Here is a 21,103-nt window from a genome sequence, read left to right as displayed (position 1 = left end):
GAAGGAGACGGAGACCAAGGAGCAGATCGCCCAGGTCGCCTCCATCTCCGCAGCCGACACCGAGATCGGCGACCTGATCTCCGAGGCCATCGACAAGGTCGGCAAGGACGGCGTCATCACCGTCGAAGAGTCCCAGACCTTCGGCATGGACCTCGAGCTGGTCGAAGGCATGCGCTTCGACAAGGGCTACATCGCCCCGTACTTCGCCACCGACCCTGAGAGGATGGAGGCGGCCCTCGAGGATCCCTACATCCTGTTCGTCGGCTCGAAGATCTCTGCCGTTCGCGACCTGCTTCCGCTGCTGGAGAAGGTCATGCAGTCGGGCAGGCCGCTTGTTCTCATCGCTGAGGACGTCGAGGGCGAAGCCCTCGCGACTCTCGTGGTCAACAAGATCCGCGGCACCTTCAAGAGCGTCGCGATCAAGGCCCCCGGCTTCGGCGAGCGCCGCAAGGCCATGCTCCAGGACATGGCGATCCTCACCGGCGGCCAAGTCGTCACAGAGGAGGTCGGCCTGAAGCTCGAAAACGTAACCCTCGACCTGCTCGGCCGTGCCCGCAAGGTCGTGGTCACCAAGGACGAGACGACCATCGTCGAGGGCGGCGGTTCCGAGCAGGACATCAAGGGCCGCATCAACCAGATCAAGACCGAGATCGAGAACACCGACTCCGACTACGACCGTGAGAAGCTCCAGGAGCGTCTCGCGAAGCTGTCCGGCGGCGTGGCGGTCATCAAGGTCGGAGCGGCCACCGAGGTCGAGTTGAAGGAGAAGAAGCACCGCATCGAGGACGCCGTTTCGACCACCAAAGCTGCGGTCGAAGAGGGCGTCGTCCCCGGCGGCGGCGTGGCGCTGCTCCGTTCGCAGGCCGCGATCCTCGACCGCTCGGAGAAGCTCGACGGCGACGAGGCAACAGGTGCCCGCATCGTGGCCAGGGCCGTTGAGGAGCCGATCAAGCAAATCGCCATCAACGCCGGGCTCGAGGGCGGTGTGATCGTCGAGAAGGTCAAGGGACTCAAGAACCTCGCCGAGGGGCTCAACGCCGCCACCGGCGAGTACGAGGACCTCTTCAAGGCCGGCGTCATCGACGCCGCCAAGGTGACCCGTTCGGCGCTGCAGAACGCAGCCTCGATCGCGGCTCTCTTCCTCACCACGGAAGCCGTCATCGTCGACAAGCCCGAGAAGGACGTCCCAGCGATGCCCGGCGGAGGCATGGAGGACTTCTAAGTCTTCCGGGCTCGGTCCCAGGGATTCGAGTTCAAGCACAAGCGATAGCGCCCGGTCGGTCTCAAGACAACGACCGGGCGCAGTCGCGGCACGATCCTCCAGCCGATTGCGGCCGTAGAATCCAAGCGTGAGCGAACCGCTGACGCCGTCGCAGGGATGGGGTGTGCTGCACCTGTTCCTGAAGCTGACTCCCGAGGCCGACCGGGAAGCGTTGGTAGCGGCGGTCAAGGAGGGTGAGGAAGGCGACCATCAGGTGGTGGCCTTTTCGGTCTTCGGGCACAAGGCGGATCTGGGAGTCCTCGCCGTGGGTCCGGACTGGAGGAAACTTCGCCGCTTGCAAGCCGCCTTGCAGGCCGCCGGCCTTGGCATCGCGCACTCGTACATATCGTTGACCGAGCTCTCCGAGTACTCGGCCGGCGTGCCCGAGGAGCATCTGCGCAACCGGCTGTACCCGAAGCTTCCGCCGGAGGGTAAGCGGGCGATCTGCTTCTACCCGATGTCGAAGCGCCGGGTCACCGGCGACAACTGGTACAGCCTGGACTTCGACGAACGCAAGCGGCTGATGATCGACCACGGCAAGTCCGGCAAACGCTTTTCCGGGAGGATCCTTCAGCTCGTCACCGGATCGACGGGACTCGACGACTTCGAGTGGGGCGTGACGTTGTTCGGGGTCCACCCCGACGACCTCAAAGATACGGTGTACAGCATGCGCTTCGACGAGGCGTCCGCCCGGTTCGGCGAGTTCGGGCCGTTCTACACCGGGATTGTTGCCCCGATCGAGGAGATAGCCACCCAGGTCGGGCTCGGCTGACCTCCGGGACCTGACCTCCGGGACCTGGACATCAGAAAATGTGGGAAAGCCGCCAGGTCCACGTCGGGGAGGGCATGCCCGACTCGGCGGTCGCTGGTATCCCGCCTCCCTCATCCGACGCAAGGCTGACTGTGGCCGCCGTTTGACCTGCGGCCAGGTGGCTTCCCAGTGGCAAGCTGGTCAACGACACGGGGACTGCGGTGCCGCCGAAGCCCACGGTCGTAAGCGCTTGCGAGGTGACCACCTTCACTGTTGCTCCCGACGCGTTCGACGCGACCGCTACCACGGTGCCTGCCGGCAGCACGGTGCGAGTCGACACCGCCGAGGTGATCGAGTTCACCAGAGCCGAAGCCGCGTTGATCGCGGCCTTGGTCAACTCGGCCGTGCTCGACTGCCCCGCATCCTGGCCCAAAACCGCTCCGAGGACCGTGAACGCGCGTCCGCCGACGGTTTGTCGGTTGGCGAAGACCAGGCAGCCGCCGGCGGTTGCAGTCGATCCCGTCTTGACTCCGATGTAGCCGCCGGTACCGACCGCCTTGTTGAAGTTGGGGACGGCGCCCGCCACGGGAAGGTTCACCGACGGCATAGCCACGACCTGCGCGAACGCCGGGATCGCCATGGCCTCGGCCGCTAGAAGCAGTTGATCCGACGCGGTAGACACCGTGCTTGACGCCAGACCGCTCGGGTCGGTGTACGTCGTGTGGGCCATACCCAGTTGCTTGGCGGTGCTGTTCATCTTCGCGACGAAGGCGGTTGTCGAGCCCGAGTCGTAGTTGCCGACGGTGTCGGCGATGTTGTTCCCCGACGCAACGAGCAGGGCTTCGAGTAGTTGCATCTCGTTGAGCGTTTCGCCCGCGGCGACTGGCACCACCGACTGCTGCTGAGCGGCCGCGCTCTGGTAGGCCGCTACGTCCGCAGCCGATATTGCAAGGGTCGAGCCGGTCTGTCCGGTAGGGATCGGATGGTCCTGAAGCAGTACGTAAGCGGTCATTATCTTGGCGAGGCTGGCTATCGGCACTTCTGTGTTCGGGCCGGAGGTCCCGAGCGGAGGCAAGCCTTCGACTTCGACGGCGGCCTCCCCGCTGGCCGGCCAAGCCAGCGTCGGCTTCGAACCGGAGAGAACGACGGATGCGGGGAGCACCCGCCTGACCTTCAGCGCCGGGATCGACTCGGTGGCGGCCCTCACAGCGCCGGCTCCGATCAGCACTACCAGTACGACCGCGACTGTCACCAGCGCACGCGCCGGGATGCGTCGCTGGGGTCTGGTCTTGAAATGGAGATGCTTCGCCGTTTTCGACCTTTGGCCGACCACGTCGACAAGGGTGCCACGCGGATTGGCCACCCGTTGGGCATGGTGCCAACCCGCGTTGTCTCCGATAGGCAATCCTGTATGCGTGGCAGACGCGGGTGGGCGCGCACGAGCGGCGGCGATCGCGGCCGCGATCGCGGCATTCCTTACCGCCCAAGCACCGGCGGCATGGGCGACGACGGCGGTCCCGCAACGGCTAGGCGCCCAGGTGCTCGATGCAGCGGCGATCCAGGACGAACAAAAGGCGGTCGTCAATCACAACGACCAGATCCCGATCCAGGCGGCACAACGGTTGATCGCGGCCTACCAGGCGAACATTTCGGCGGACCGCCAGGCGATCGTTGACGACACGAACGCGGCCAACGCGGCGATCGCAGCACACCAGGCTGCGTCACTGAGCCTCGCGACCGACAGCCAAGCCCTGAGCGAAGCGATCGCATCTCTACAACAATCCCAAGCTGCGGTCGCTGCGGATCGGGAGCGGCTGGGTGCGATCGCCGTCGGCACGTACACCGGACAACTGACCAACCCGCAGCCCTCCGGCAGCCCCACTCCCGAAGCCGATCAGCAGGCCGCAATAGACGTCGCCGAGGTTGCTCTCGTGGCGAGCATCGTCGATCGACATTTGCGCGCGGATCTTGACTCTGTTGTCCGCGACACTCGCCAGCGGGACCACCTGACCGCCATGGTGGCCGGCGACCAGCAGCAGCTGTCGGCTACAGCCCAGGCGCAAACCGCATCGGCCGCTCGGGCGTCGGCAGCAGGTGCTGCTCTCACATCCGACCAGCGCGGGCTGTCATCCGCGGACGTGGTACTCGGCCAGGCACAGGCCCGACTGACCGCCGACTTGGCGTCGGTGGCCGGCCCGGGCACACCGGCGGGCGCCGTGACCCTGCTCGGCGGATCAGCGCTCAGCGCGGCCCAGCTCGCAGCCTGGTACCACCGGGAGGGCTACGACGATCTCACCTCCGCCGCGATAGAGCAGCTCGCGGCTTGGTACATCCAAGCGGGCAACCAACTAGGCGTGAGAGGCGACGTCGCATTCGCTCAGGCGATCCTCGAAACCGGCGGGTTCAGCTCCCCGGACGCGGTCGACCTCAACAACTACGCCGGGATCGGCCATTGCGACTCGTGCGCTTCGGGGTGGCAGTTCCCGTCGCCGTACGGCGGTGCCGTCGGCCAGATCCAGCTGCTCCGGATCTTCGCCACCACCGCACCCCCGCCGGCGGGTGCGCCCCCACCGGTGCTCCCTTCGCTGACAGTCAGTCAGCAGCACAAGGCCGGATGTTGCCCGTCGGTCGAGACCCTGACCGGAGTGTGGGCCACCGACCCGACCTACGGGACCCAGATCCTGGGCATCTACCAGTCGATCCTCGACTTCGCTCTGTCCCTGCGATAAGGACAAGATGGTGGGGTGCCCACCGAACTGCTGTTTCTCAGGGACGCCTATTTGCGCGCTTTCGACGCAACGGTGATCGCGGTCGCCGAAGATGACTTCCGCGTCGCCTTGGACAGGACTGCGTTCTACCCGACCGGCGGCGGCCAGCCCCACGACACAGGCGCGCTCGGCGGTCTCCGAGTCGCAGACGTGAAAAAAGACGGCGACGAGGTGTGGCACACGCTTTCAGACGGAGGATCCCTGCCTGCAGTAGGGGAAACGGTCCACGGCGAGATCGACTGGCAGCGACGGCACCAGCTAATGCGCACGCACACTGCTCTCCACATCCTCTGCGGCGTGATCTGGAACGAGTGGGGAACAGCCGTCACCGGCGGGAACATGGAGCCGCTCTCTGCGAGGATGGACTTCGAGTTCGACCCGTTGCCCCAAGGGTTCGGGGGAACCGTCGAGAAGCTCGTCAACGCCGAGATCGCAGCCCGCCGCCCGATCGAGGTGACCTTCATCCCGCGGGCAGAGGCGGTTCTCGACGACGACCTCATCCGGACCAAGGTCAACCTGATTCCTGAGTCCGTTCGCGAGATAAGAGTTGTCGACATCGTCGGTCTCGACAAGCAGGCCGATGGCGGTACTCATGTCCGGACAACCGACGAAGTCGGCCGCGTCAACGTGCTCAAGACCGAATCCAAGGGAAAGGGCAACAAGCGGATTCGCATCGAGGTGGTCGACCGATGATCGCCCACGGCGATCTCGAGACGATCGCCGAGGTCGTTTCGTCGTACCAGAGGCTGGTGGTCGCGTTCAGCGGGGGAGTCGACTCCGGTCTTCTCGCATGGGTCGCTCACCAAACGCTCGGACCCGAACGTTGCGTCGCGGTCACCGCTGTATCGCCTTCGCTATTGCCCTCGGAGCACGATGACTGCAGGCGCCTCGCCGAGACGTGGGGTCTGCGCTGGATGGAAGTGGCGACCGAAGAGATGTCGCGTCCGGAGTACGTGGCCAACGGTGCCGACCGCTGTTACCACTGCAAGAGCGAACTACTGGAGAATCTCGAACCGATCGCTAAAGCGGAAAACGCGTCGGTTGCTCTCGGTGTCAACGTCGACGATCTCGGTGACCACCGGCCCGGTCAGGGGGCTGCGGCCGAGCGCGGTGCGGTGTTTCCTCTCGTCGAGGCCGGCCTCACCAAGGAGGCGATTCGGGCGGCTGCGCGTGCCGCAGGACTCGACATCTGGGATAAGCCGGCGGCGGCCTGTCTGGCATCGCGGGTTCCGTATGGGACGACCGTGACCATCGGCACCCTGAGTCAAGTGGCACGGGCCGAGGAGGCTCTGAAAGCGCTCGGCTACCGCGATTTGCGGGTCCGCCACTATGGCGATCTCGCCCGTCTGGAGTTTGCCGGCGAGGACCTCGACCGCGCCGTCGCGGATCGTCAGCAGGTGATCGCCGCGGTTCGTGCCGCGGGCTACAGGTACGTGACGGTCGACTTGGAAGGGCTGCGCTCCGGCAATCTCAACGCCGCCGTATTCGAAAGCCCTTGACCGAGTCGGACCCACGACTGTCGGAGTACGCGCAGGCGCTCGCCGACGGAATCGAGGGGGATCTGCCTGGCTGGGTGGTGCGGTGCGTTGAAAGGGTGATGGTCGCGTGGTCGGGGTCGTTCTCGGATGAACTCGCCCGCGCGTCACGGGTGGTCGGGGAGAGAGCCGCAGCCGACGTGGGCGGCGAGGTTCGCCGGCTCCTCACGGCTGACATAGACGAGCAGTGGACCACCCCACTGGAACTGGTCAGGTCCGCAGTTCGATACCCGACTGCACTGCTCGCCGAGCTTGGGGTGCCAGCTGTCGAGCGCGACAAGTTCTCGGTAAGCCGCTTTCCGCAGGATGTTTACGCGCTGGTACCCGCCTCCCTCGCCGATGTCGACCCAGACTTGGCCGAACCTGGGATCATTTGGGGCGCCGCCAAGGCATTCGAGCACAAGCGCCGTCACAGCGGGCCGGGGTCCGAGGTTTAGCGGCGCTTCTTACGCAGCCGGCGCTTCTGCTCGGGCGGGATACCGGCCAGCCCGTCGGCGGTATTGCTCATGGGGGTGGCGGGCGCCGTCGTCCACCCAGCGCCGGCGAGAGCGCGGGGCTCGAAGAAAAGACACGACTCCGGGCACGCAAACGGGTGCTCGTCGTTGACGGAGAGCCGGCAGCGCTGAAGTCCGTCGCCTCGCGCCGTGCTGCGGAACAGGTAGTGGCGGCAGTCCTCTTTCACGGCCATGGCTAACTATCATTCCATGCTGCGCCCGATTAGCGGCGGCGGCGCCTAAGGTTGCAAGCGATGTCGGGTCTGAGGGGCTTGTTCTCGGGTAGGGGCGCGGCGCGCCTGATCGAATATGGGTGAGCGCCTCCTCGTGGTAGGCGGTGACGGCGCCGGGATGTCGGCTGCCGCGCAAGCCCGCCGGCGAAACCCTGAACTGGAGATAGTCGCGTTGGAAATGGGCCGCTGGACGAGCTATTCGGCCTGCGGCATCCCGTTCCTTATCGGCGGAACTCTTGACAGTTCCAACGATCTCATCGCCCGCAGTCCTGAAGAGTTCCGCGCAATGCGAATCGACGTGCGAACCGAACATGAGGTGATCGGTCTGGACCTTGCCTCACGGAAGGCGGAGGTACACAACCGGGCGCACGGGCGAACCTTCCAACTCGGCTTCGATTTTCTTCACATCGCGACCGGTGGCCGGCCGAAGCGCCCCGACCTGCCCGGGCTCGACCTGCCGCACGTTCATGGCGTCCAGAACCTCACTGATGCCAACCGGTTGCTCGACGATGCCCGCGCGCTCCGTCCCCGTCAGGTCGTCGTGCTCGGCAGCGGGTACGTCGGACTCGAGCTCGCCGAGGCTTTCGTGACCAGAGGCGCGTCGGTGACGGTCGTGGAGCCAGGGCCGGAGATCATGGCCGGCTTGGACCGCGACATGGCTCCGCTTCTGTCGCGAGCCATGCGCCAAGCAGGCATCACCGTACGAACCGGTGAGGAGATCCAGCAGGTGACCGAGACCTCGGTCGTGACCTCGGCCGGGGAGATCCCGGGGGATTTGGTTGTCCTCGGACTCGGAGTGGAGCCGAACAGTGATCTCGGCGCTCGCTCGGGGCTCGACACCGGTATCCGCGGCGCGCTAGCGGTGGACCGTCAGCAACGCACTTCCTCGGAAGGTGTTTGGGCCGCCGGCGACTGCTGCCAGTCCTTCCACCTCCTCACCGGACGTCCGCTTTACTGGCCATTAGGGACAGTCGCCAACAAGCAGGGCCGGGTGGCAGGTGTCAACATCGCCGGCGGCTACGCCACATTCCCCGGGGTGGCGGGGACCGCGGTAACCAAGGTTTGCCGGACGGAGGTTGGGCGTACCGGGCTCGGCGAACGGGAAGCCGACCGCGCTGGTTTCTCGGCAGTTGCCTGCCAGGTGGAGGGGACTACATCCGCCGGGTACATGCCCGACGCGCAGAGCATCACAGTCAAGCTCATCGCCGAGCGCCGGTCAGGCCGACTCCTCGGCGCGCAGGTCGTGGGTGGCCAGGGAACCGCAAAACGCGTGGATGTCATCGCGACCGCCCTTGTCGGGCGACTGACGGTGGATGACCTGCTCGGGCTCGACCTGGGCTACGCACCGCCTTTTTCGTCACTGTGGGATCCCCTTCAGGTCGCTGCTCGCCAGCTACTCCCGCAGCTCTGACACTCCGCTGACCCGGCCCGGGTACGAAGGGACAGCCGATAGTCTCTGCCCCGATGCCGGGACACCGGGTGACCGACGCTGATCTGCTTCGCTGGAGCGAGGCATTGGCAGGTATCGCGCGCACCGGACTGGCCTTTACTCAGAGCCTTTACGAGCAGGAGCGGTTCGAGGAGGTCCTCAAGGTCGCGGCCGACATCCGGATCGCAGCAGGCCATGACGAGGGCCGCTTCGAGACCGAGGACCTGGTGAGCGGCTGGCTCGACAGCGTCGGCCAAGGAGTCGCGGGGTACGTCACCCCAAAGGTCGCCGTCGGGGCGATCGTCGGCAACGAGAAGGAGGAGTTGCTTCTGATCCAGAGAGGCGACTCCGGCGTCTGGCTCTATCCGACCGGCTGGGCAGACATCGGCTACTCGCCGGCCGAGGTGGTCGTGAAAGAGGTTGCGGAGGAGACGGGAATCGAAGTGGAACCGGTCCGATTGGTCGCCGTCTTTGACGGGCTGCGTCTCGGGGCTAGGGCCCTCCCGTTCTACTCGTTGGTGTTCCAGTGTCGACTGGTTGGCGGGGAGCTGCGCCCGCATCCGCTGGAAGCGCGAGAGGTGGGTTGGTTCTCGGAGGACTCGCTACCGGCGCCGCTCGCGGGGGCCGGGTTGTGGCGCGAGCTCGCTTTTAGGGCTATCAGGGGCGAGCCGATTGAGGTCGCCTTCGACATGCCACGCCGAGCGACGTGGCGCGGATAAACGGCCCTTTGTCCCGCTGAAGGCGTGCCCGGACAGGGACCCCCAACTCCGCTGGACGCGCTTCGCCGCCTCCTTTCTTGGGGCGCGAAGGCGCGGCGAGGCCAGTCTTTGTCGGTCAAGCCCGCCGGAAGGCGCATCGACCTCGGATCCGCCGAAGACCGGCTTTCGGGCCTCGGCGCTGCGGCCGACAATGCACGACATCTCGATGAAAGAGCTGAGGCCGTCACCGCGAAGATCGTGTCGTTGAGCCCGTTGACCGCTGGTATGGCGATCGACTACATCGACCGGCTTGCAAGACCGATCCCTTCGCTTTCAGCGAAGGCTGGCGTCGAGATTGTGACCCGCTCGTATGCCGCCCACCTCGCGGTCGAGGAGGATCCGCAGGCGTTCGGCGCCCCCGACGTCCCGGTCCTCGGTTCGTTCCCTCCCCTGCGGCACGGCCGCCCGCCGCAGGACATCATCACCCGGGCGGTCAAAGCCAGCCGGCGGAACTTTCCGGCGATCCGTGCCGTAACGGCGCCGGTGTGGGAGGGGTTCGTCGTCCTGTTGACTCGAAGGCTGCACGCGCCGGTCGAAGACGACGAAGACCTCGTGGCAATCGATGTCGTCGATGGCCTGGCCCGCTTCGGTTGGGTACTCCGACAGGTCGACATCCATTACAAGCTGTCGCCTGAGTTGAGGGGCTGACGGAAATCCTCAGGATGGGCTTGAACCCAACTGGCGGAGGAGATCGTCGACGATCGAGACTCCGCCACGGGTGAGCTCCCACTGGTCGCCGATGGTTTCGTGGTCGACCAAACCGAAAGCGTCCGGATCGATACCGAGTGCCTCGCTCCCGGCGGCGGCCAGCGGCTGAGGCTCGATGTCGTCTCCGTATGCCGGGAAGACCTCGAGACCGTCCCACAGCTCCTCCAGGGGAGCAGGCGGTTCGGCGCCTGTACCTAGAGCGAGGGCCACAGCGGAGAAGACTTCGTAGGTGCCGAGGGTCTTGGGTCGCTGGTAGCCGGCCACCGGGTGCAACCGCCACTCGAGCGTCATGCCGCCTGGGCCGTCCTCTCGGAGCCAGACCTGCGACCCGTTAACGTACGCGTCGACGGGTTCGCCGAAACGATCATCGAGTGCCACGATTACTTCAAGGCGGGCGCGCCAGACCGCCGTGGGAATCAGTCTCGCCAACGCAAATCCACGTGTCCGGTGCGGGGGCTCAGTCCTGAGGACGGTGCTGGCGGAGGTATCGCTCGACCTCGGCGGCCAGGTCGTCGATGTTGCCCATCCGGAGCCGGTCGATCCCGAACTCGGTGGCCCCGTCAGGGTCTTCGGAGTCCTCCAGCTGCGCGACGTACGCCGAGGCTTCTTCGTCGTCGGCGACCCGTTCGCTTACCTCGCGCTCCCAGTCAGCGGCGGCCCGGCGGAGGTCGCCGGCGTCGAGCGTGGCGCCGAAGAGCGCAGCGGATCGCTCGACGAGCGCCAGCGCCGCCTTCGGGGACGGGATCTGGTGCACGTAGTGGGGTACCGCGGCCCAGAAGGATGCAGCTGGTATGCCGGCAGACCGGAATGAGTCGTGCAGAACACCGACGATGCCGGTCGGTCCTTCGTAAGAAGGTGCGACGAGGCCGAGCCGATCGGCGAGGTCGCGGTCGTCGGTGGTCCCGGAAACCCGGATAGGCCTTGTGTGCGGCACATCGGCCAGAAGCGCGCCGAGGATCACCGCCATCTCGGCCCGCACCTCGTCTGCAGCCTCTACGACGGTCTTGCAGAATGACTTCCATCGAAGCTGCGGCTCGACCCCCTTCAGGACGACCAAGTCGTGCTTTCCAGCGGGAACGCTTGCCGCCGACAGTTCGATGTCCGGCCAGTCGATCTGCCGGACACCATCCTCGTCCAAACGCACGTGAGGTCGCGTCACGGTGAAGTCGTAGAACTCCTCGGCGTCGATCGTCGCGAACCGCTCGGCACCCCACTCACGGGCGAGATACTCGAGAGCGATGGTCGACGCGTCCCCGGCGTCGTTCCAGCCCTCGAAGGCGACGACGAAGATGGGGCGTCGCAGGCTCGGCCTGCGCTGCCATCGCAGCGGCTCCATCCCTCGACCGTACATCGCCGGGAGCGCCCCCGCCCTGCGTCTCTGGCCGATCGTATTCCCGATTCTGCCTTGCTGATCGGGCTGTACCGGACGTCTCGTCAGGGTCGCCTCTACCCTGGGCGGCAATGCCACGGCGGCTGTTCGTCGATCTGAAGCCAATCAGGCACTCGCGAGACTTCCGTTTCCTCTTCTCCGGCCAGTTGATCTCAACGCTCGGCAGCCAGCTAACCGTGGTGGCGGTGCCGTACCAGGTGTACCGGATGACCCACTCCTCCTTGAACGTGGGACTAATTAGCCTTGCGCAGCTGATCCCACTCGTGATCTTTTCGATGGTCGGCGGGACGTTGTCAGACACCCACGACCGCCGCCGGGTCCTTATCGCCACCGAGTTGCTGATGGCGCTGACCAGCTCGGGCCTGGCCATAAACGGATCGATGACCGGCCCCGCGCTGTGGCCGCTTTTCGTTCTGTCCGCCGCGTCCGGGGCACTCGCAGGCTTCGACCGTCCGGCTTTCAACGCGTCGATCCCGAGGATGGTCTTGGCGGACGACTTGGCTTCCGCGTACGCGCTATGGCAAGTCCAGCTTCAAGTTGGAACCGTCGTCGGACCCGCAGTCGCTGGCGTTCTTCTGTCGAGTGCCGGACTCGCCACCGTCTACTGGATCGACGTGGCGACATTTGTTGTTTCCTTCGCCTCGGTGGCGGCGTTCGGTCCGCAGAAGCCGCTGGCAGGCGCCGGCCGCGCGGGTTGGAAGTCGATCGCGGAGGGCGCTCGTTACCTGCGCGGACGCCAGGTGATCCAGGGTGTCTACCTGCTCGACATCGACGCGATGGTCTTCGGGATGCCAAGGGCGCTGTTCCCGGCTCTCGGCCTCGGTGCGTTTCACGGAGGAGCGAAAGCCGTGGGATACCTGTACGCAGCTCCGGGCGCCGGCGCCCTCGCCGGGGCGCTCATGACCGGTTGGGTGAACCTGGTTCGCCGTCAGGGCCTCGCGGTGATAATCGCGGTGATTATGTGGGGAGCGGCGATCACCGCGTTCGGCTTGGTGCACGTCCTATGGATCGCCTTGGTTCTGCTCGCGCTCGCGGGCTGGTCCGATGTGGTGTCCGCCGTGTTCCGTAACACGATCCTGCAGAGCGCGATCCCCGACTCGCTGCGCGGCCGATTGTCGGCTATCCAGATCGCGGTGGTCCAGGGCGGGCCACGCCTCGGGGATCTCGAATCCGGGGCGGTAGCTCAAGGGGTTGGTGTTCGCTTCTCGGTCGTATCCGGCGGTATCGCGTGCATCGCCGGTGCGATGGTGCTGGCAGCCGTGTTGCCGGGGTTCCGCAAGCAGGAGCGGGGTTACCGGGAGGTGGCGCCGGCCACGGGCTGACTCGTGCCCAACGGGCGACCTTTGCTCGCGGGCCGACTACTACAGTCACGCGCCGTGGTCGTCGTCGAAGCGGTCAAGGAAGCAACCCCGGAGATCGCCGCAGCTATAACCCGGTTGCTCCCACTTCTATCTCAGTCAGCAGCGCCGCCCACGCTCGCGCAGGTCGCCGAGATCGTCGACTCGCCAACTACCACCGTGTTCGTTGCCAGAGACGGCGACGGGGGCGAGATCGTGGGAACCCTGACATTGGTGGTGTTCAGGATCCCCAGCGGCATCCGGGCGTGGATCGAAGACGTCATCGTCGCCGAAGAGGCGAGGGGCCAAGGTTGCGGGGAGTCGTTGAACCGAGCAGCGCTCGAAGCGGCGCAGGCCGCCGGAGCAAGGACGGTGGAACTCACCTCACGACCATCCCGGGAGGCCGCGAACCGGCTCTACCGGCGGATCGGCTTCGTCGAACGGGAGACCAACGTCTACAGGTACACGCTGGAGCCAGACGTCCCGTGAGCTCGAACTCTTTGCAAGGCAGAGTGGCCATTGTCACTGGCTCGAGCAGTGGGATCGGTGCAGAGATCGCCCGGCACCTGGCGAAGGAGGATGCCCGGGTGGTCGTCAACTCGCGGAGATCAGTGGAAGCCGGCCGGGCGGTCGCCAAGGAAGTCGGCGGCGTGTACCGCCAGGCCGACGTCGCCGAACCCGACGCGGCCCGAGCGTTCGTCGCGAATGTGGTAGCCGAGTTCGGGCGGTTGGACATCCTGATCAACAACGCCGGAACGACGGAGGTCATCCCCCACGCAGACCTCGAGGCGGCCACGCCGGAGATATGGGCGAGGCTCTATGCGACAAACGTCATCGCCCCGTTCGTGCTGGCGACAGCCGCCGTACCGCACCTCAAGAACGCACCCTCCGGTGGCGTGATCATCAACATCGGATCTCTGGCGGGAGTGCGTCAGGTGGGTTCCTCCATCCCCTACGCGGCCAGCAAGGCGGCCCTGCATCACCAGACCCGGCTGCTGGCGGCCGTGCTTGGCCCCGAGATCAGGGTCAACGCGGTTGCTCCGGGACTGGTGGACACGCCCTGGACGGCGGACTGGCATGAGGTGCGCGCCGGCGTCTCAGCTATATCACCAATGAAGAGATCAGCACAGCCGGAGGACGTCGCCCATCTGGTCCTGGCTCAGGTCACTTCTTCGCTGGTGACCGGGGAGGTGTGGGTACTCGACAGCGGGATGAAGCTGGTCCACTAGCCGCCCGCTCACGTGTCTGGGCCCAACTCCTCAACCTCGAGAAGTGTGAAACCGTCGATGATCGTCCGCAATACCTGCTGAGCGACTCGGGGATCCAGGCCTGCATCCTTGGCCACGTCCGCGATCCGAGCCAGCATCCGATCCTCGCGACCTCGATCCACCACGGCCATATGGTGTGCACGCTTGAAGTGCACGACGTCTTCGACAAGTTGGGCCCGTTCTGCCAGCAACGCGACCAGCCGGCGGTCGACGTCATCGATCTTGTGCCGGATGTCGCCCAGTTCGCCGGCGCTCGGCGCTTGAGGTTCGCCCATCAAAGAATGATGCCCCAGCCGATCCGGGCGCCACCAACGGGAACCGGATCGCGATGGTCAACGGCGCACAGAACGCAACCGCTCGCGAATGACTAAACACCCTCTGACCTGCCCTGATGGTCACGAGCCCCCTCGATGTAGCATGCTCCCGACCAACGAAGGTTCCCTATCCCACAGGGGGAGTAGTGGCAGATTCCATCACCGTCACCGACAACCGCACAGGTGAGGTAGTAGAGATCCCCATCGTCGACGGCGGCGTGTCGGCGGACGAATTCCGCAAACTGCTGCCCGGGGTGTGGTTCTACGACCCGGCCTTCATGACCACAGCCCTCACCTCCAGCTCGATCACCTACCTCGACGGCGAGGCGGGGATCCTGCGCTACCGCGGCTACCCGATCGAGCAGCTTGCTGCGCAGTCCACCCATCTCGAGGTGGCTTACCTCCTCATCCACGGCGAACTCCCGACCGCGGATCAATTCGAAAAGTGGACCAACGACATCCGCTATCACACCTACATTCACGAGAATTTCCGGAAGCGGTTCGCGGATGCCTTCCACTACGACGCTCACCCCATGGGGATGCTCATCTCCGGGATCGCCGCCCTATCGACCTTCTACCCGGAGGCGAAGGAGATCCAGGATCCTGAGATCCGGGCATCTCAGATCATCCGGCTCATAGCCAAGGTGCCGACCCTGGCCGCCGCGTCATACAGGTACAGCCGCGGGATGCCATTTGTCTTCCCCGACAACTCCCTGAGTTTCTCAGAGAACTTCCTCAACATGATGTGGAAGGTGGCGGAGCCGGTCTATGAGCCAGATCCCGTGCTGTCACGAGCGCTGGACGTGCTATTCATCCTGCACGCCGACCATGAGCAGAACTGCGGGACGCTAGCGATGCGAACCGTCGGCTCGTCTCATGCCGATCCCTACTCAGCGGCAGCCGCCGCAGCGGCGGCGCTGTACGGACCCCGCCACGGGGGAGCCAACGAAGCCGTGCTTCGAATGCTGACCGAGATCGGCACGATGGACAACGTCGAGGGATTCATCGCGGACGTAAAGGCCGGGAAGGGCCGGCTTCAGGGGTTTGGACACCGGGTCTACAAGAACTATGACCCCCGGGCGAAGATCATCAAGCAGACTGCCGACGAGGTCTTCGCGGTCACCGGAAAGAACCCCCTTCTCGACATCGCCTTGAAGCTCGAGGAGGTCGCCCTCTCCGACGAGTACTTCATCTCGCGAAAGCTCTATCCCAACGTCGACTTTTACTCCGGGCTGATCTACCAGGCGATGAACTTTCCGACGGAGATGTTCACGGTGCTCTTTGCCATTCCGCGAGTCGCAGGCTGGCTCGCCCACTGGGAGGAGCTGATCGAGCAGGACTCGAAGATCTACAGGCCTCGCCAGCTCTGGACTGGAGCCGACGAGCGCCCTTACAAGGCGATCGCTGACCGTTAACAAGGTTGTATAGCTCGGCGGTCCAGCCGCCACTCAGGGGATCGGGATCCCCGCTGAGAGTGGCGATCCCCGGCGCACCACCCGATCAGAGTTGCGCATACGTAGTGTCGCAGGGCAGAGGGTCGCGGGCTTGTCGTATTGAATATTGTTGAGATGCGAGAGGTTGGGGGCGACCGAGAGCGCGATCCGGTTTCGGTGGTCGTTTTGGCTGCCGGCCAGTGCCACGCGCTCGCCGATTGTCTCGAGGGGGTTGCGCGGCAGCGTTCGGCGCCTGAAACCGTCGTTGCCGTGGTCGATTCGGCTCCCTCGGATGGGGCTGCCGACCTCGCGTTGCGGCATCCTGCCGTTCACTGGGTGGCCCTCGCCAATCGACAAGGACTGGCTGAACTGTGCCAGAGGGGTATCGAGTGTGCTCGCTCACCGCAGGTGGCGATCATCAACGCGCAGTACAGACCGGGTGATCGCTGGCTGGAGCGGGGGCTATGTCTCCTGGCCCACGGCGCACAGGTCGTCATAGGTATCGACCCGTCTCGGAGCGTCGGTGATCGGCTCACGAGCCTCTTCCTTGAGAGCCATGTTCCCGCGCGCATTCCGTTTTGCGAGCTCGCCGACGTCGACTCTGATGTCATCGAGGAGTTTGCTCATAGGTGCCGCGCTGCCGGGTTGGAGGTCTTGTTCGACGAGCAGCCTGGAGTCGGGCCGATCCCGCGTGACGAAGCGTCCATGGTTGAAATCCGGGCGAAGCTGCAGCTGGTCGACCGCCCGCTACCCGGAATCGCGCCTCGGTCTGTTGCTCGCCCCAAGCCCTCCTCCGCTCCGATGAACGGACTGATCAGCGTGGTCTTGTGCACGAGCGGGAAACGGCCGGACATGCTCGAGCTTTGTCTTAAGTCACTTTCGGGGCTCGATGACCCCAACTTCGAAGTCGTGGTCGTGGAGAATTCGCAGTCAGCTTCGCTTTCGATCGCGCAGCTCGAGGCAATCGGCGCTCGCCACATCCACGAGCCACTGCTTGGGCTTGACCGCGCTCGAAATCGAGGAGTGCGAGAAACACGCGGCGAGATCGTTGCCTTCATTGACGATGACTGTGAGGCGGATCCCGGCTGGCTCCGCGGCATACGTGACGCCTTTGCGGATCCCATGGTCTCCTTCGCTACAGGCAGGGTGCGACCGGCTCAACTCGACCAGGCAAGTCACCAGTGGTTCGAATCGCGATTTCCATTCGATCGAGGCCCGTATTCGCAGCGCTTCACCCGATTCGACGGCGGGGGGATCTCGCCCCTCCAGATGGGGGTCCTCGGAACGGGGGCGAACATGGCCTTCCGGCGCGATCTTCTTGACCGGATCGGGGACTTCGATATCGCGCTCGACATGGGGACGCTCGTCGGTGGGGGTGGAGACCTCGACATGTTTGCCCGGGCGCTGGCCGATGGCGAGGTTTGCCAGTACGTGGCCGACGGGGTCGTGTTCCATCACCATCGTGACACCATGACGAAGCTCCGCTGGCAGACGTGGGGATACGGCCTGTCTCAGGGCGCGATGTGCGCCAAGCACCTTCTCAACGTACGAAGCCGACGGATGCACCCCGTCATGCGATACCTGAGGATGCTCCGGGATCATCGACGAAGATTGACCGCGGTAAAGCAGGGCAAGGATCGATACCCCAGTGAGCTGGTCTTACTCGAATTAGCGGGTATCGCGCTCGGCCCGGTTGCCTACCTGATGTCCTTGGCCCGGCAGAAGCGCCCACGGGTGCGGTGACCATTACCAGCCACGCTTCGGCGCCGGTTCACCATGCCGGGATGGTCAGGGAGCTGGTCGTCCGTCAGATCCGCCTCCGCTATAGCGGGAGCGTCCTCGGGTTGGGCTGGTCGCAGCTAGCAGCGCTGGCTCAAGCGGGCGTTCTTATTTTCATCTTCGGACGCGTAGTCCGACTCGGGATTCCGAACTACGCGGCGTTCGTTCTCGTTGGCATGGTGCCCTGGCTTTGGTTCGTCGGGGCGATTGGGGCCGCTGCGGACAGTGTGGTCTCGGGCCGCGATCTCATACGACGCCCCGGCTTTCCATCGGCAGTGTTGCCGCTCGTTGCGGTCGGAGTGGCCCTGATCAACTTCGTGCTGATGCTTCCCATCACGCTGGTCACGGTGGGACTCGTCACCGGAAGAGTTCCGGCCAGGGCGATGCTGCTCCCAGTTGTTGCGATCGTGCAGCTGGTGGTCATGCTCGGCCCGGCTTATCTGGTCGCGACTGTGAACGTTTTCCTCCGCGACACCGGCCATCTGGTGTCGATTCTTCTAGGGCTTCTCTTCTATGCCACGCCCGTCTTCTATGCCCACGTCCCGTCTCACTACCACCTGATCGTGACCCTCAATCCGATGGCGCATCTCGTAGCTGCTTACCGCCAGGTTCTGCTGTACGGGACGATGCCGAGTTGGGGAGGTCTAGCTGCTCTCATGGTGGGAGGAGTCGCGGTGACCCTCGCCTGCTACCGAGTATTCGTCGGCTACGAGCGGTGGTTCGCAGAGGAGCTTTGAGTGTCCGCGATCGTCGAAGCATGTGATCTCGGCCGCCGTTACCGACACGGGATCGCGCAATCGGGACCGCGTACCTGGCGGACATTGCTGTCTAATCGCCGTCCCGGTCGTGGCCTCCGTCCCGTGTGGGCCATTCGTCACGTCTCGTTCTCCCTGGATCAGGGTTGCAGCCTCGGGTTGGTGGGACCGAACGGGGCAGGAAAGTCGACCCTGTTGAGGCTTCTTGGCGGGATCGGGCTTCCCGACGAAGGGCAACTGCACGTGGATGGCCGGGTTGCCGGAATGTTCGAGTTGGGGCAGGACTTTCACCCGGATCTGACAGGACGCGACAACATCCGGACAGCCGGATTGGTAGCGGGGTTCTCGCGTCGCGAGATCCAAGGGATGACGCCCTCGATCGTGCAGTTTGCAGATCTGGGGCGGTTCATCGACAGTCCGGTGCGGGTTTACAGCAGCGGAATGAAGGCCCGGCTCGCTTTCGCGGTGGCCATACATGTGGAACCGGAGATCCTCCTCATCGACGAGGTACTTGCGGTCGGCGACGTCGGGTTTCAACGTCGTTGCTATGACCGACTTCGGGACCTTCGCACGGCGGGGGTGACGATCGTTCTGGCTTCGCACTCGGTGGACGAGGTGAGGGAGCTGTGCGATGAAGTTATCTGGTTACGTGGCGGAAGGCTCATAGCCTCGGGGCCTCCCGGCCTCGTCCTCGAGCGATACGCGGAGATCACCGCCCAAGAGACGCGTCTCGTTACCCCATCATTAGAGGCAGCCCCGCGCACCTCATCCGACCGATTGAGCTTGAACGACAACAGGTTCGGAACCCTCGAGGCGACGATCGACGAGGTGCGAATCCAGAATTCCTCCGGTCACGAGTGTGGGTCGATTCCAAGCGGCGCATTCCTGCGTCTCGCCGTGAACACTTCAATTCCCGACCACGTCGGGCCGGTGACCCTATCGGTGAAGCTCGTACGACACCGCGATGGCTTGGTCTGCCTGGATACGAGTACCCGATCTTCAACCAGCGGCTTTGTGACATTCACGGCTGAATTCGAACGGTTGGATCTCGCGTCCGGCGACTATGCGTTCGACGTCGGGCTCTTCAGTCACGACTGGGACCGCACCTTCGATCTTCATCAAGGAGCATACGAACTCAGGGTGACGAGCAGCTGGAGTAGCGATGCTGTCGTCCTACCCCCCATCGGGTGGACCGTTACAAATGTGTCGAGCGGCGCGCCTGGAGGTGACTCTGTAGCTGATTCCCTTGTGGCTTCACCCGGAGTGGCTGAAGACTAAGGACAAGGCTTGGCCATCCTGGATCTGTCCCAGGTTGATGGTGACCAGTGATTTGCCCAACTGATTAGTTATCGGGTACGTAGCGAGATACTTGCTTGCCGGCTGCGGAATCGGTGTGATGGCAGCTCCGGGCACCCGGGTCTCGGTTACCAATACATTTCCGGAAGCCCAGGGTACGGAGACCGTGAGCTTGACAGGAACTGGCAGTGACGGAATCGCCCAGGGTGTGCTTATCAAGCAGCGGGGATCCTGGATACAACCCTGCCCGTATCCCAACAGGATCCTCATTTCCGACTGAGCCAGGTTCACCGAAGCGATTACGCCGACTCTGTTGAAACTCGAGGACGTCGCGACCATCTCGCCGGTCATCTGGGCGTAGATCGCCCTTATCCAGTAGTCAGGAAGGGTTGAGCGCCCATCGGTCGCCAAGAGCCCATCTAATACCGGATGGATGCAGTCCTGCTCCCAACAAGACCTTCCGGCGGAGTCGACCTTCGCGTTGGTCATGGCTGCTAGATACTGGACATCCCAGCCGGCGATCCGCTGAGTCTGCTCCGTGCCGTATTCGTTGATAAAGATCTTCGGATTCCCCAGTCCTGGACGGGCAGCAATGAGAGAACGCGCCTCCGCAACCTCCCGTTCGATTCCCTGCGGGTTGCCGGCGTTGTAGTGCCAGGCAAGTGCCGTAAGGGTCAGACCGTTGGCATCAGCGAAATCCAGGAACTGCTGTATTGAGAAAGAGTGCGAAGTTGGCCTCTCGATCCAACCGGAGGTCGAGGGTCCGATGATCGCAGCGTTGGGTATTACGGATCGAATGGCGTCGTACGCAACCAGGAATTGAGTCAGTAGCCGACCCGGAGTGACAGTTGCGGCCTCGGTTGGTGGGAGACCGTCCGGCTCGTTGTATACCTCCCAGTAGTCGACCCAAATGCCCATTGCACCGATTTTTTGGACCGATGAGATCACCCACTGCCGGTACCCGTTCCAGTCAGACCAGGGCGTGACCTGCCCGCCGTTTGTGTCCTGCAACCACTTGTCAGAGAGCAGAAAGGTGACAGGTATATGGTCGGTGACGGCCGAATTCCAAGGCGAGGCGCTCCCCGCCCAGTCGTCAGTGGACGACCGCCACATCGAGACGTCTAGCCCAGCCAGAAGCGCGGTGTCGGTCGGGCTGCCGTTGCTCGAATGAAGAATGCCGGAAGCCTGGTGGTCGGCGGGTTCGATCGTCTGGCTCGAGTCGACCGAAACACAAACCGTGCTCGCGCATCCGGCAGTATCTGCCCGTGCGGTCAAGAACGCTCCGGCGGAGAGCATCCCCATCCCCGCTGAGACGACCATTGCCGGGCGGACTACTCGTCGCCAGCGCATACCCAAAGCCTCCCCAGTCAGGTTCGTTGTGCCACACCATCTACCCCAGCAGCTGAATTCTCACCCCGAAGCGATGAAAACGCAGAAACGGTACTACGGCGCGATGAGACCCGGCCAAAGCTACGTGTTGGTGCGCCGACGCGTTGGTGGGAGTCTTTCCCGGACGACAGAGATGCGAGAATCGAGGGCAACGGTCACGGCCCCTACATTTGCCCGGCGGTTGGATCAGGGGCACATACGGTAA

The 21,103-nt window shown here is 64.4% G+C and carries 22 protein-coding genes; 16 read left to right on the top strand and 6 right to left on the bottom strand.

Annotated features, from left to right (window positions below):
• Positions 1–1,222: chaperonin GroEL (gene groL, locus VFZ97_17980; protein HEX6395328.1), on the top strand; the 1,222-nt coding region annotated here is incomplete at its 5' end.
• A 127-nt stretch (positions 1,223–1,349) separates the two neighbouring features.
• Complete coding sequence (locus tag VFZ97_17975) at positions 1,350–2,033, top strand: chlorite dismutase family protein (GenBank protein ID HEX6395327.1); 684 nt, start codon at positions 1,350–1,352, stop codon at positions 2,031–2,033.
• Positions 2,034–2,064: 31 nt separating this feature from the next.
• Here the strand turns inward: VFZ97_17975 and VFZ97_17970 are convergent, their stop codons facing one another.
• Positions 2,065–3,375, bottom strand: coding sequence for a hypothetical protein (locus tag VFZ97_17970; protein HEX6395326.1), 1,311 nt, complete (start codon positions 3,373–3,375; stop codon positions 2,065–2,067).
• Positions 3,376–3,427: 52 nt separating this feature from the next.
• Between VFZ97_17970 and VFZ97_17965 the strand changes: the two genes are divergently transcribed.
• The 4 genes from VFZ97_17965 to VFZ97_17950 are packed head-to-tail and all read left to right on the top strand — an operon-like array spanning position 3,428 to position 6,752.
• Positions 3,428–4,741 (top strand): glucosaminidase domain-containing protein, encoded by a 1,314-nt coding sequence (locus tag VFZ97_17965; protein ID HEX6395325.1) that lies wholly within the window; start codon positions 3,428–3,430, stop codon positions 4,739–4,741.
• A 15-nt stretch (positions 4,742–4,756) separates the two neighbouring features.
• On the top strand, positions 4,757–5,473 hold the full coding sequence (locus VFZ97_17960) for an alanyl-tRNA editing protein (protein HEX6395324.1): 717 nt from the start codon (positions 4,757–4,759) through the stop codon (positions 5,471–5,473).
• Positions 5,470–6,279 carry an ATP-dependent sacrificial sulfur transferase LarE gene (gene larE / locus VFZ97_17955; GenBank protein ID HEX6395323.1) on the top strand — a complete coding sequence of 270 codons (810 nt, stop codon included), beginning with the start codon at positions 5,470–5,472 and terminating at the stop codon, positions 6,277–6,279. The genes VFZ97_17960 and larE overlap by 4 nt, the downstream gene beginning before the upstream one ends.
• Positions 6,276–6,752: a hypothetical protein gene (locus VFZ97_17950; GenBank protein HEX6395322.1), complete on the top strand. Its 477-nt coding sequence runs from the start codon at positions 6,276–6,278 to the stop codon at positions 6,750–6,752. Before larE ends, VFZ97_17950 begins: the two co-directional genes overlap by 4 nt.
• Here VFZ97_17950 and VFZ97_17945 read toward each other — a convergent pair.
• A complete protein-coding gene (locus VFZ97_17945; protein ID HEX6395321.1) occupies positions 6,749–7,003 on the bottom strand; it encodes a hypothetical protein in 255 nt (84 codons plus the stop codon). The two genes, VFZ97_17950 and VFZ97_17945, sit on opposite strands and share 4 nt — an antisense overlap.
• A gap of 115 nt (positions 7,004–7,118) precedes the next feature.
• Here VFZ97_17945 and VFZ97_17940 point away from each other — a divergent pair, with 115 nt between their 5' ends.
• From VFZ97_17940 to VFZ97_17930, 3 genes are read left to right on the top strand one after another with little or no spacing between them, the layout of a single operon-like run.
• Positions 7,119–8,453 carry an FAD-dependent oxidoreductase gene (locus tag VFZ97_17940; protein ID HEX6395320.1) on the top strand — a complete coding sequence of 445 codons (1,335 nt, stop codon included), beginning with the start codon at positions 7,119–7,121 and terminating at the stop codon, positions 8,451–8,453.
• A 53-nt stretch (positions 8,454–8,506) separates the two neighbouring features.
• Positions 8,507–9,190 (top strand): NUDIX hydrolase N-terminal domain-containing protein, encoded by a 684-nt coding sequence (locus VFZ97_17935; GenBank protein HEX6395319.1) that lies wholly within the window; start codon positions 8,507–8,509, stop codon positions 9,188–9,190.
• A gap of 24 nt (positions 9,191–9,214) precedes the next feature.
• Positions 9,215–9,877 carry a hypothetical protein gene (locus VFZ97_17930; protein HEX6395318.1) on the top strand — a complete coding sequence of 221 codons (663 nt, stop codon included), beginning with the start codon at positions 9,215–9,217 and terminating at the stop codon, positions 9,875–9,877.
• Between the two features lie 9 nt (positions 9,878–9,886).
• Here the strand turns inward: VFZ97_17930 and VFZ97_17925 are convergent, their stop codons facing one another.
• Both VFZ97_17925 and VFZ97_17920 read right to left on the bottom strand, forming a co-directional pair.
• Positions 9,887–10,366, bottom strand: coding sequence for a hypothetical protein (locus VFZ97_17925; GenBank protein HEX6395317.1), 480 nt, complete (start codon positions 10,364–10,366; stop codon positions 9,887–9,889).
• Between the two features lie 28 nt (positions 10,367–10,394).
• Positions 10,395–11,273: a PAC2 family protein gene (locus VFZ97_17920; protein ID HEX6395316.1), complete on the bottom strand. Its 879-nt coding sequence runs from the start codon at positions 11,271–11,273 to the stop codon at positions 10,395–10,397.
• A 125-nt stretch (positions 11,274–11,398) separates the two neighbouring features.
• On the opposite strand from VFZ97_17920, the gene VFZ97_17915 reads away from it, so the two are divergent.
• Genes VFZ97_17915 through VFZ97_17905 form a run of 3 tightly spaced genes read left to right on the top strand, consistent with a single transcriptional unit; the run spans position 11,399 to position 13,893 of the window.
• Positions 11,399–12,649, top strand: a complete 1,251-nt coding sequence (locus VFZ97_17915; GenBank protein ID HEX6395315.1) for an MFS transporter — start codon at positions 11,399–11,401, stop codon at positions 12,647–12,649.
• A 54-nt stretch (positions 12,650–12,703) separates the two neighbouring features.
• Positions 12,704–13,153: a GNAT family N-acetyltransferase gene (locus VFZ97_17910; protein HEX6395314.1), complete on the top strand. Its 450-nt coding sequence runs from the start codon at positions 12,704–12,706 to the stop codon at positions 13,151–13,153.
• Positions 13,154–13,176: 23 nt separating this feature from the next.
• Positions 13,177–13,893 (top strand): SDR family oxidoreductase, encoded by a 717-nt coding sequence (locus tag VFZ97_17905; protein HEX6395313.1) that lies wholly within the window; start codon positions 13,177–13,179, stop codon positions 13,891–13,893.
• 8 nt (positions 13,894–13,901) lie between these two features.
• Here the strand turns inward: VFZ97_17905 and VFZ97_17900 are convergent, their stop codons facing one another.
• On the bottom strand, positions 13,902–14,207 hold the full coding sequence (locus tag VFZ97_17900; GenBank protein ID HEX6395312.1) for a chorismate mutase: 306 nt from the start codon (positions 14,205–14,207) through the stop codon (positions 13,902–13,904).
• A 185-nt stretch (positions 14,208–14,392) separates the two neighbouring features.
• Here VFZ97_17900 and VFZ97_17895 point away from each other — a divergent pair, with 185 nt between their 5' ends.
• The 4 genes from VFZ97_17895 (at position 14,393) to VFZ97_17880 (ending at position 19,491) form a co-directional block, all read left to right on the top strand.
• Positions 14,393–15,661, top strand: a complete 1,269-nt coding sequence (locus tag VFZ97_17895) for a citrate synthase (GenBank protein ID HEX6395311.1) — start codon at positions 14,393–14,395, stop codon at positions 15,659–15,661.
• Positions 15,662–15,814: 153 nt separating this feature from the next.
• Positions 15,815–17,422 carry a glycosyltransferase gene (locus VFZ97_17890; protein HEX6395310.1) on the top strand — a complete coding sequence of 536 codons (1,608 nt, stop codon included), beginning with the start codon at positions 15,815–15,817 and terminating at the stop codon, positions 17,420–17,422.
• On the top strand, positions 17,419–18,195 hold the full coding sequence (locus tag VFZ97_17885) for an ABC transporter permease (GenBank protein ID HEX6395309.1): 777 nt from the start codon (positions 17,419–17,421) through the stop codon (positions 18,193–18,195). The genes VFZ97_17890 and VFZ97_17885 overlap by 4 nt, the downstream gene beginning before the upstream one ends.
• Positions 18,196–19,491, top strand: a complete 1,296-nt coding sequence (locus VFZ97_17880; protein HEX6395308.1) for an ABC transporter ATP-binding protein — start codon at positions 18,196–18,198, stop codon at positions 19,489–19,491.
• On the opposite strand, the gene VFZ97_17875 is transcribed toward VFZ97_17880, so the two are convergent.
• Positions 19,468–20,859 carry a hypothetical protein gene (locus tag VFZ97_17875; GenBank protein HEX6395307.1) on the bottom strand — a complete coding sequence of 464 codons (1,392 nt, stop codon included), beginning with the start codon at positions 20,857–20,859 and terminating at the stop codon, positions 19,468–19,470. The two genes, VFZ97_17880 and VFZ97_17875, sit on opposite strands and share 24 nt — an antisense overlap.
• Positions 20,860–21,103 lie beyond the last annotated feature (244 nt).

Source organism: Acidimicrobiales bacterium (genome assembly GCA_036378675.1).
In the GTDB taxonomy this organism is placed as follows: domain Bacteria; phylum Actinomycetota; class Acidimicrobiia; order Acidimicrobiales; family Palsa-688; genus DASUWA01.
This window is presented reverse-complemented; position numbering and strand designations above follow the sequence as displayed.

Bases quoted from the DNA above. Each gene is read 5' to 3' on its own strand.
- larE (HEX6395323.1), top strand. From the start codon at position 5,470: ATGATCGCCCACGGCGATCTCGAGACGATCGCCGAGGTCGTTTCGTCG.
- VFZ97_17945 (HEX6395321.1), bottom strand. From the start codon at position 7,003: ATGGCCGTGAAAGAGGACTGCCGCCACTACCTGTTCCGCAGCACGGCG.
- VFZ97_17940 (HEX6395320.1), top strand. From the start codon at position 7,119: ATGGGTGAGCGCCTCCTCGTGGTAGGCGGTGACGGCGCCGGGATGTCG.
- VFZ97_17935 (HEX6395319.1), top strand. From the start codon at position 8,507: ATGCCGGGACACCGGGTGACCGACGCTGATCTGCTTCGCTGGAGCGAG.
- VFZ97_17920 (HEX6395316.1), bottom strand. From the start codon at position 11,273: ATGGAGCCGCTGCGATGGCAGCGCAGGCCGAGCCTGCGACGCCCCATC.
- VFZ97_17915 (HEX6395315.1), top strand. From the start codon at position 11,399: ATGCCACGGCGGCTGTTCGTCGATCTGAAGCCAATCAGGCACTCGCGA.
- VFZ97_17900 (HEX6395312.1), bottom strand. From the start codon at position 14,207: ATGGGCGAACCTCAAGCGCCGAGCGCCGGCGAACTGGGCGACATCCGG.
- VFZ97_17890 (HEX6395310.1), top strand. From the start codon at position 15,815: ATGCGAGAGGTTGGGGGCGACCGAGAGCGCGATCCGGTTTCGGTGGTC.
- VFZ97_17875 (HEX6395307.1), bottom strand. From the start codon at position 20,859: ATGCGCTGGCGACGAGTAGTCCGCCCGGCAATGGTCGTCTCAGCGGGG.